Annotated in this window: 6 protein-coding genes and 1 pseudogene; 5 read left to right on the forward strand and 2 right to left on the reverse strand. The window is 39.9% G+C overall.

The window, feature by feature from the left end; translation table 11 throughout:
- Nucleotides 1-665 (forward strand): peptide-methionine (S)-S-oxide reductase MsrA (gene msrA, locus ACTB1O_RS00180; RefSeq protein ID WP_462993118.1); only part of this gene is annotated, 665 nt, incomplete at its 5' end.
- 92 nt (nucleotides 666-757) lie between these two features.
- Here msrA and ACTB1O_RS00185 read toward each other — a convergent pair.
- Both ACTB1O_RS00185 and ACTB1O_RS00190 read right to left on the reverse strand, forming a co-directional pair.
- Nucleotides 758-2,479, reverse strand: coding sequence for a response regulator (locus ACTB1O_RS00185; protein WP_462993119.1), 1,722 nt, complete (start codon nucleotides 2,477-2,479; stop codon nucleotides 758-760).
- A gap of 216 nt (nucleotides 2,480-2,695) precedes the next feature.
- On the reverse strand, nucleotides 2,696-5,419 hold the full coding sequence (locus tag ACTB1O_RS00190; RefSeq protein WP_462993120.1) for a cation-translocating P-type ATPase: 2,724 nt from the start codon (nucleotides 5,417-5,419) through the stop codon (nucleotides 2,696-2,698).
- A gap of 364 nt (nucleotides 5,420-5,783) precedes the next feature.
- On the opposite strand from ACTB1O_RS00190, the gene ACTB1O_RS00195 reads away from it, so the two are divergent.
- The 4 genes and pseudogenes from ACTB1O_RS00195 to ACTB1O_RS00210 form a co-directional block, all read left to right on the forward strand.
- Nucleotides 5,784-6,434: a metal-dependent transcriptional regulator gene (locus ACTB1O_RS00195; RefSeq protein ID WP_462993121.1), complete on the forward strand. Its 651-nt coding sequence runs from the start codon at nucleotides 5,784-5,786 to the stop codon at nucleotides 6,432-6,434.
- A 24-nt stretch (nucleotides 6,435-6,458) separates the two neighbouring features.
- The gene (feoB, locus tag ACTB1O_RS00200; protein ID WP_462993122.1) at nucleotides 6,459-8,303 is read left to right on the forward strand and encodes a ferrous iron transport protein B; all 1,845 of its coding nucleotides are present in this window, start codon (nucleotides 6,459-6,461) and stop codon (nucleotides 8,301-8,303) included.
- A 163-nt stretch (nucleotides 8,304-8,466) separates the two neighbouring features.
- Nucleotides 8,467-9,078, forward strand: a complete 612-nt coding sequence (locus ACTB1O_RS00205; RefSeq protein ID WP_462993123.1) for a hypothetical protein — start codon at nucleotides 8,467-8,469, stop codon at nucleotides 9,076-9,078.
- Nucleotides 9,075-9,492 (forward strand): annotated as a pseudogene (locus ACTB1O_RS00210) (hypothetical protein); the annotation flags it as partial. The gene ACTB1O_RS00205 and the pseudogene ACTB1O_RS00210, both read left to right, overlap by 4 nt.

The raw sequence follows: 9,492 nt of genomic DNA on the forward strand, positions 1-9,492 counted from the left end.
TGAAAGGAGCAATAAAACATCTTAAAGATGAGGACGGAGTCAGAACAGAGATTGTCTGTGCAAACTGCGGTGCCCACCTGGGCCATGTATTCAAAGGTGAACATTTAACACCAAAAAACATAAGGCACTGCGTAAACTCAGTCTCTCTTTATTTTGTGCCTGAAAATAAGGTGGATTACAAAAGGGCTTTTTTTGCCGGCGGTTGCTTCTGGGGAGTGGAATACTGCTTCAGGGAAATAGAGGGTATTATTGAGACTTCGGTCGGTTACATGGGCGGAAGAACTCTCAACCCGACATATCCCGAAGTCTGCACAGGCAAAACCGGCCATGCAGAGACAGTCTTTGTATCTTATGATCCTATAAGACTGAGTTACGAAAAACTTGCAGAGCACTTTTTTGAGATGCATGATCCTACACAGACCGGCCGGCAGGGGCCTGATATCGGAAGCCAGTACAGATCGGCAATTTTCTATACAGATGAAGAGCAGAAGATAACAGCATTAAGACTGAAAGAAAGACTTGAAGAAAAGGGTCTTTTTATCACAACTGCAATTGAGGCGGCAGAGCATTTCTGGAGGGCTGAAGACTATCACCAGCAATATTTCAAAAACAAAGGGATAAAACACAGCTGCAACATGCCTGTCTTTAAGTGGAATGAACCTTAAAGACCATATCCTTTTATCCGGCGTAATATCAGTCAGATTTAATTATATCAAAAGTAATTTTAGATAATTCTCATGACTTTTTTTAAAAATGTCTATTCAGAATAGATCTTTTCAGGAATATCGATTCCAAACTTTGCTCCTTTCTCATAAATTCCTGTTTCATGGATTTCAAGGCCGGTGATTGACAAAATCTCTCTTATAAGAAATAAACCAAGACCTGTATTTTTCCCATAGCCCTGTTTGAATATGATTTCCTTCTCCTCATCCCTTATTCCGAGACCATTGTCTTCATATATGAGCCTTATCCCGTGAGGGATTTTTTCATAATATAATGATATTTCGGATATTTTTTCACCATGCCTGACCGAATTTTCAATCAGGTTGTAAAATACTTTCTCAAGAAGAGGGTCCGCAAATATTTTCAGATGACAACACCGGTTTACAATTTTTATCCCGTGCATATCAAGACTTTTTTCTGCCTTTTCTATCAGTTCTGCGACATTCTGCCATCCCGGGGCTGAAACTCCAACGTCCTGATAATCTCTTGTAAAGCAAATCTGGTGATATATCGTATCTGCTGCTTTTTTTTGTTTTTCAAGAAATACCTTCTGCTCTTCGTCTTCTGAAATATTTAGTGAAAGCTCAAGATATCCCTGAAGTACTGTCATCTGATTGAGAATGTCATGCCTTGTAATGCTGTTTAAAAGATTTATTTTTTTATTTGCCTCAATAAGGCTCTTTTCAGTAATCTTCTGATCAGTTACATTTGTTGAGACTACTGTAACAGCAATTACCTCATCAGTTGAAATATCCTTAACAGGACAGAATCTTCTTGTAAAGTGCAAATTTCCGGAAAGATACTCATCTTTTAATAATTCCCCTGTTTCAAAGACCTGCTTTACTATGCGTGAAAAGGTCTCGTTCTTTCCTTTTGGGTGAAATTCATCATAGCTTCTTCCGATGTATGTATCTTCACAGTTTATCCCGAGTCTTTGCATATGCTCTGTGTTAATTGAGAGATACCTGCAGTCTTCATCAACTATATATATGGAATCCTCAACAATTTCGCCTTCTGTTTTTGTTAACTCCTTTGAGATGACATTTGATGCAATTATTTTTTCGTCGTTTATACTTCTGACAGGACTGAATATCCTGACATATTTTTTATTGTCTTTTTCGTATATTTCCTCAATCTCTTCACCGGTTGAAAAGATCCTGCCAATCATGTCTGAGAATTTTTCGGATTCTTCAGGAGTATGAAAATCCTGATACTTTCTGCCCCTGTATATTTCACTTGTTTTGCTTATCCTATCAAGATGCTTTTTATTCATGAAAAGGTAACGGCATTCCCTATCCACCATATAGATTGAGTCATCCATGGACTCTATCAGGGACCTGTATTTTGCCTCATGAAAACTGTCATTATTCCTGCCCGATTTATGTTTTGCAGCCATGGAGATTATCTCCTCAAGTCTGTTTATCTGTTCAGGAAAATTCTGATTTTTAAGCAGAAAATAATCGACACCCTCATTTATGGCATCAGATGCAATTTTGTCCTGACATAAGCCGCTTAAAAGTATAAACGGGATTTCATTCCCGGAATCTCTCAATTTTCTGAGCAGTTCAGTACCGGTCATCCCGGGCATATTGTAATCCGAAATAATTGCATCAAAATCATATTCAGAGACTTTTTTTATTGCCTCATACGGAGAAGTGCAGCATTCAAGCTTAATATTCCGGTTATTTTTTTCAATAAGCCCCTCAAAAAGTTCCAGAACAACAGGCTCATCATCTACAACAAGGACAGATTTCAAAAGTTAACTCTCCGGATTTTTTTATTAAAGGTTCTGGTTACATTTTGATTTTTGCAGATATATATATTGAGTTTTTACAGTAATTTCCTAAATCAAAAAAAAATCAGGAGAATATCGGGACTGATAATAAAGATAATAATTTTAATATCTGATTCTGATTTCCCGTTTCTATAGAAAACCTATTCACGTTTTTTCAAAACCTTATTCCCTGCATCATTATAATACGGTTTTTTTCCGGAATCTGAATTTGAAATATTTAAAGAGCTCCATAATCAGGACTATTACGGATGCAAGACCAAGGAGAACTGCCCATGTCATAAAATCAACAGGGCCTATACTGAGCATATCCTGCATAAAAGGTGTCATCATGGCAATAATATGAATCCCCTGTGCAGCTAAAATTCCAAATATCAGGTAATAATTATTCTTAAACGGAATTTTGAATAATGACCTGTATTCCGACCTGCAATTCAAAGCATGGAAATTTTCCAGAAGAACCATCAAAAGAACCAGAACGCTTCTGGCAGAGAACTCATCCCATCCCTGTGCCATCAGCCAGAAATATGTGGAAAATGCAATAATGCCGATTACAACACCAGAAATTATTGTTTCCTGAATCATAAGCGGATTGAATACTCCTTCTTTTGGATCTCTGGGTTTACGTTTCATGGTCTCAGGTTCTCCCTTCTCAAACGCCAGTGCGACATCCTGTATACCGTTTGTTACAAGATTTAACCAGAGTAGCTGCACAGCAAGAAGAGGGAGAGGAAGTCCTGCAAAAAGAGCCAGTGTAAAAAGAATTATCTCGGCAAAACCGGTTGATATAAGCAGATATGTAACTTTTCTGATATTGTCATAGGCATATCTTCCTTCTTCAATGCCTGCCACAATTGATGAAAAATCATCATCCGTTATTATCATCGAAGCCGTGTCTTTTGCAACATCTGTTCCGGAACCCATTGCAACTCCGATATTTGCCTTTTTGAGTGCAGGTGCATCATTTACACCATCTCCGGTAACCGCAACAAAATGGCCGCTTTTAACCATAGTATCTACTATCTGAAGCTTTTGTACCGGACTTACACGGGCAAATATCCGGCCCAGCCGTACCTTTTCAAAGAACACAGGTAATGTAGAGGATTCAATCTCCTCAAGTGCTCCTCCCGTTACAACAGAGGACTCGGAATCTGCAAGACCAAGCTCTTTTCCTATTGCATATGCAGTATCAGGATGATCACCTGTTACCATTGCAACATCAACACCTGCATCCCTGCACATTGAGACAGCCTGCTTAACACCAGGTCGTAACGGATCAATAAAACCGGCAATACCAAGATATGTAAGTGAGGGGCTTACCTTTGAAAGTTCAAGACTATCTTTTGGCATCTCATTAATAGATCCTTCTGCAAATGCCAGGACACGGTAGCCTTTTTTTGCGAGCATCTGAAGATGCTCATCTGTTTTTTTACTATCAAGCGGCATATTGCCACCCAAAGTCTGAATATTTGAACAGTATTGGGATATTACCTCATATGCTCCCTTTACAGCGATTTTGATCTTACCGGACTCATCAGTATAATATACTGCAGAATACCTCTTTTCCGGTTCAAAAGGGACAGTCCCGTTTATCCGGATATTATTTTGAATTCTGTCAGGTTCAATGCCTGTTTTATAGGCAAATGAAAGAATTGCCACATCCATTGAATCGCCGTGATGAACCCACATCCCGTCATCTTTGTAAAGATTCCCTTCATTGCAGATTACACCTGTAACAGCAAGATTCTGTAAAAGACCATCCCGAAAGGAATCGGGAGTTTCTCCATTTAAACCGGTTACTATTCCCTCTCCGGTATATCCGGCGCCGAAAACCTCATAAACACTGCCCTCAGGAAGAATTATTCTTTTTACAGTCTGTTCGTTTACTGTGAGTGTTCCGGTCTTATCGGTTGCAATCATTGTACAGCTTCCAAGACTTTCAACTGCAGCAAGGCGCCTTACAATAACATTTCTTTTTCCCATCCTGGTTGTTGCGATTGATAAGGCAACCGTGATTGCAACAGGAAGACCTTCCGGTATGGCAGAAACAGAAAGGGCAACCGCAAAAAAGAATACTTCTGTTGCAGGAGTGCCTTTTGAAAGCATTATAACTGACATAAAGAGACATGAAACAATTACCAGAATTCCAATATCGCGGGAAAACTTCTCCATTCTTATAAGAAGCGGAGGTTTTGTAATACCGGCAGTTGCAACAGCCTTTGCGATTTTTCCTACTTCGGTCCCGGACCCTGTAGCAGTGACAACTCCGACACCCCTTCCATTCAAAACAGTCGTCCCGCCAAAAGCCATGTTTTTCATATCACTTAGGGGAATTTTGCCTTCCAGTACGGTTAATTTCTTTCCAACCGCAACTGATTCACCTGTAAGAAGCGACTCGTCAATACTCAGGTTAGCTTCATGTATTAAACGAAGATCTGCAGGTACCCGGCTGCCTGACTCAAGCATTACCAGATCACCCGGGACCAGATCAACAGCGTTTATGTATAATTCTTTTTTACCTCTCTGAACAGTTGTTGTAAAAGAAAGCAGGCTCTGAAGTCTGCTTGCGCTTTTTTCAGCCTTCCATTCCTGTGCCATTCCAATAACAGCATTCAGAATCACGACTGCAAGGATGAAAAATCCGTCTTTGTAATCATGCAGAAGAAAAGATACAAGGGCGGCAATAAGAAGAATATAAATCAGAGGGCTTTTAAACTGATGAAGAAAAACGACGAGTATCCCGGGAGGTTTTTTAACCGGCAGACTGTTGGGGCCGTATTGCAAAAGCCGCTTTGCTGCCTCTTCCGGCAAAAGACCGTGAGAACCTGTCCTTAGTTTGTCATAAACATCCTCAATAGGAAGAGAATGCCAGAAAATTCGGGGTTGTTTCTCTGATTCATTCATCTTTGATATATTTTAATCAGGGATTATGACTTCAATAATGTTTTGTTGCCGGAAAAACCGGCATATTGAATATAAGATCTCTTCTGCCATATCCCTTAAAGGACGGCAATAATCATTATAGCCCCTTTGAGCCCCATTCACTCTGTAAAAAGGCGTATACAAAGGATGTGCGGACTCTTTTATTTCATAAATCCAAAATCCGGCAAGGGGGTGTATTTCAGATATAAAAAGAAGAATTATCCTTTGAGACCTTCGGCCTTCACGCTTTATGTTATACTGGTGCCTCTGATACCTTTAGGTTTTTATCGTTTTTCCTAATAATACCAATCTTTTTCTTTTTTACCTGCAGATATTATGTAGATTTATGCACCAAAATGAATGCGAAGATTATCTTGAAGGAATAATAAATCACTCATTCGGAATAATTACGCCGGATTCCCTCAAAAAATTTTCAGAGGTTTTTGAGAAGAATCCTTCGGATATAGAAGAGGACTTATCTGAACTTGAGAGACTTGGATATATAAAAATCGGGGAAGACAAAACAATAACCCTCACAGACGAGGGAAGAAGAACAGGAGAATGCATAATTAAAAAGCATCGTGTTCTGGAATATTTTTTAACAGAAATGCTTGGTATGGAGCCTGATGCCGCCTCAAAGGAAGCATGCACACTTGAACACGGCGCATCCGATGATACAATAAAACGTCTCCAAAATTACCTGGGCGGCCCGGGGAGATGCAGAAGACAGAGAAAAGAGCATGGAATTTTCAATCAAACAAAAAATTGTACAGGAAATCCTCTCACAACATTTTCTGAAGATGATAAAGTAAAGATACTCTGTACAAAAGGGGGCCCCGGCCGCACAAACAGACTCCATGATCTCGGAGTGATACCCGGAGAAATAATAGAGATAAACCGAAGACTCTCAAACGGTGCGATGGTTGTTACAATTAAATCCTGCGAGGTTGCGTTAAGCCCTGAGATCGCATCTTCGGTCTTTGCAGAGAAGATTTAATAAATATAATAAGGAGGACTTTTTTTGAAATTCGGTCTTATCGGAAATCCTAATGTAGGAAAATCCCTTATTTTCAACAATCTTACCGGAATCGGCGTTGAAATCTCAAATTTTCCCGGAACAACAGTTGATATGTTCTCCGGAAACGTCTGCTATCAGCGTGAGAAGTTTGAGATCGTCGATTTTCCGGGAGTTTATTCACTTGACGGACTCTCTGAGGAGGAAGCCGAAGTCCGCAGGTGCCTGTTAAAAAAAGATGTGGACGTCCTTATCGCAGTACTTGACGCAACACACCTTGAGAGAAACCTCTACCTCCTGTTACAGATAGCCGAGTTTGAGATTCCAACAGTTGTCGTCTTAAACATGATGGACGAAGCCGAAAAGTCAGGGCTTTTTATTGATACAGATAGGCTTTCTGAGATATTCAGGTGTGAATTTTTAAAAACAGCTGCAATCGAAGGGCGTAATATTGAAAAGATTATCCCTTCGGCTCTTGAGAAGTCATGCATTCCGGAACACAGAGTGCCCTATGATAAATCAGTAGAAGCAGCAGTAAGAAGCCTTCAGAAGATTAGCGGATGCCAAAGGCTTGATGCTCTTTTTGCGATCCTGGGAACAGGCACCGATGCCGAACTTCTGGAGTCTGCAAAGACAATAAATGCCGAGATTGAAGAGCAGCACAGAATGTCAGTCCACCAGATAATTGCCGCAAACAGGCATAATGATGCAAAAAAGATAGCCGCAGAGGTGACAACGAAGGGAGATTTGGCAGTTAAAGGAAATATTGACAGACTTCTTACAAGAACAATTCCCGGTCTGCCGATTATGGCTGTTGTTTTAATATCAACACTTCTCTGCGTCTTTTTAATAGGATCTTTTCTGGAAGAAATTCTGGTCGGGGTTTTTGATGAATTTTTAATTGCACCAATGTATAATCTCGGACTTTCGCCATTCTGGGAGCAGATTGCATTCTCTTTTCTGATCGCAATAGAGGCCGGACTTGGGATTGCATTTCCGTTCGTCTTCGTATTCTATATGATAGTCTCAGTCCTTGAAGATACAGGATACATGACAAGGGCCGCATTTCTTGCAGACAGGGCAATGCACAAAGTCGGAATGCACGGACAGGCACTAATACCGATGGTTCTCGGATTCGGGTGCAATGTCCCTGCAATAATGAGTATCCGGCAGCTTTCAAAAAGAGAGAAGGTTATTGCATCATTTCTGATTACAATGATTCCGTGTTCGGCAAGAACTGTGATAATCGCCGGAATCGTCGCTGTCTTTATCGGAATTGCAGCAGCCCTTTCAATATATCTGATAATATTTGTTTTGATAATTATTACAGGACTTATTCTGACAAGATTTGCTCCCGGAGATCAGTTCGGAATGATCCTTGAGATGGTCCCGATGCGAAGACCAGGGTTAAAGCAGACTCTGCAGAGGGCATGGCTTCGTATGAAAGAGTTTTTGTTTATCGCAATGCCGCTATTGCTTATAAGCAGTGTTTTTCTGGGAGTCTTACAGTATACTGGAATAATACAGGCATTTCAGGATATATTCGCACCTGTAATGCTCTCTGTGCTTGGTCTTCCCGATTATGCTTCAACATCCCTGCTCTTCGGTATTTTAAGAAAGGAGATGGCATTTGAGACACTTGCAATACTTGCGGGAACAGCAGATCTCGGTTCTGTTATGACTGCCGCACAGCTCTATATATTTGCGGTTGTAAGTGTCCTTTTTGTTCCCTGCATATCAACAATAGCAGTTTTATACAGGGAGATGGGGCTAAAAATTGCAGCAATGGTATCATTTTATACTCTCTTTCTGGGAATTTTTGTTGGAGCAGTTCTGAATATGATAATTTAGCTGTATTAAGATTAAAAAACCAAAAACAAAGGAGAAAATCCGGAGTGGAGTCCAAAATTTTATTCCCGCCCGGCTTATATCTTCCAAATATTATTTAGCAGCAAACATTTTTTCAATAAATAAATCAGAAGATTAATATTATTTCTTCGCACCACTGATCAATATGAAACTGCCCAGAGGCAGATTTGAACGTTTTGTTCGTGATGTGGCAATTGAGGATGTTTTAGGTGAACTTGGGGAGAAAAGATTTACAGGCTCATGTTCAGGAATGTTCGGAGAAATTCAGGGTGAACTTGTATTTGACAATGGAGAGATAATTCTCGCAGAGTCCCGTAAAGTCTCAGGAATAAAAGCTCTTTTTCAGATTTATTCCTCACCAGAAAGTTTGGCAGCAACAGAGATTTCGGTTTACAGTGAGCCGCAGATTAAACTTGCAAAAGAGTTTAATCCAAAATCTGCAATAAGCCGGGAAGATTACATATCGGCACTCCCGTCATTTTCAGCCGGCATTTTGCCTGAAGAAAAAGGGCAGAAGACAGAAGAAAAGCCTGCTTCAGATATGAAAAAAACTGAAGAAAACGAGTCTGATCCGAAATCTCCGGTTATAAAATCCGAAGAAAAACAGAATTATGAGGATGATCTCATTTTATTAATCGATCAGTCAGAGATAGACTCTATAAACAGGGAATTCAAAAAAAGTGCAAAAGACATTTTGAAGAAAATAAATCTCGATCATCTGATTAAAAGTGAAGAATCAAACGAGGAGGAAAAATGACCGTTGATACAGTAATATATGGAAATCTTATACTTACAGCTATTGCTGCAATTCTGCTTTTAATATTCATAACGAATATTTTTATCCTGCTTCATCTGAAAAGAGAGGCACCTGTTGGAAATACGGATAACAAAAAGATAACAGAACCAAAAGAGAAAAAGCCAGTTGTAAAAGCCAAAAATGAGAAAAAAGCAGAGCCGGCAGAGGAGATAACCGAACCATCAAAGCTGTACAAAGCCAATTCAATCGAAAAGAATTTAATCGAACTTTTCGGGCATTATAATCTGAACTCTTTTACAATGGCAACATCCGACGGGCTTGTAATAAGTTCAACCGACCCTGATGCTGAGAAGGATGCTGCTAATTACAGCTACCTCTATTTCCAGGGAAAGCAGCCGGAATCTTTGAATGTGA

The organism is Methanomicrobium sp. (assembly GCF_055145805.1).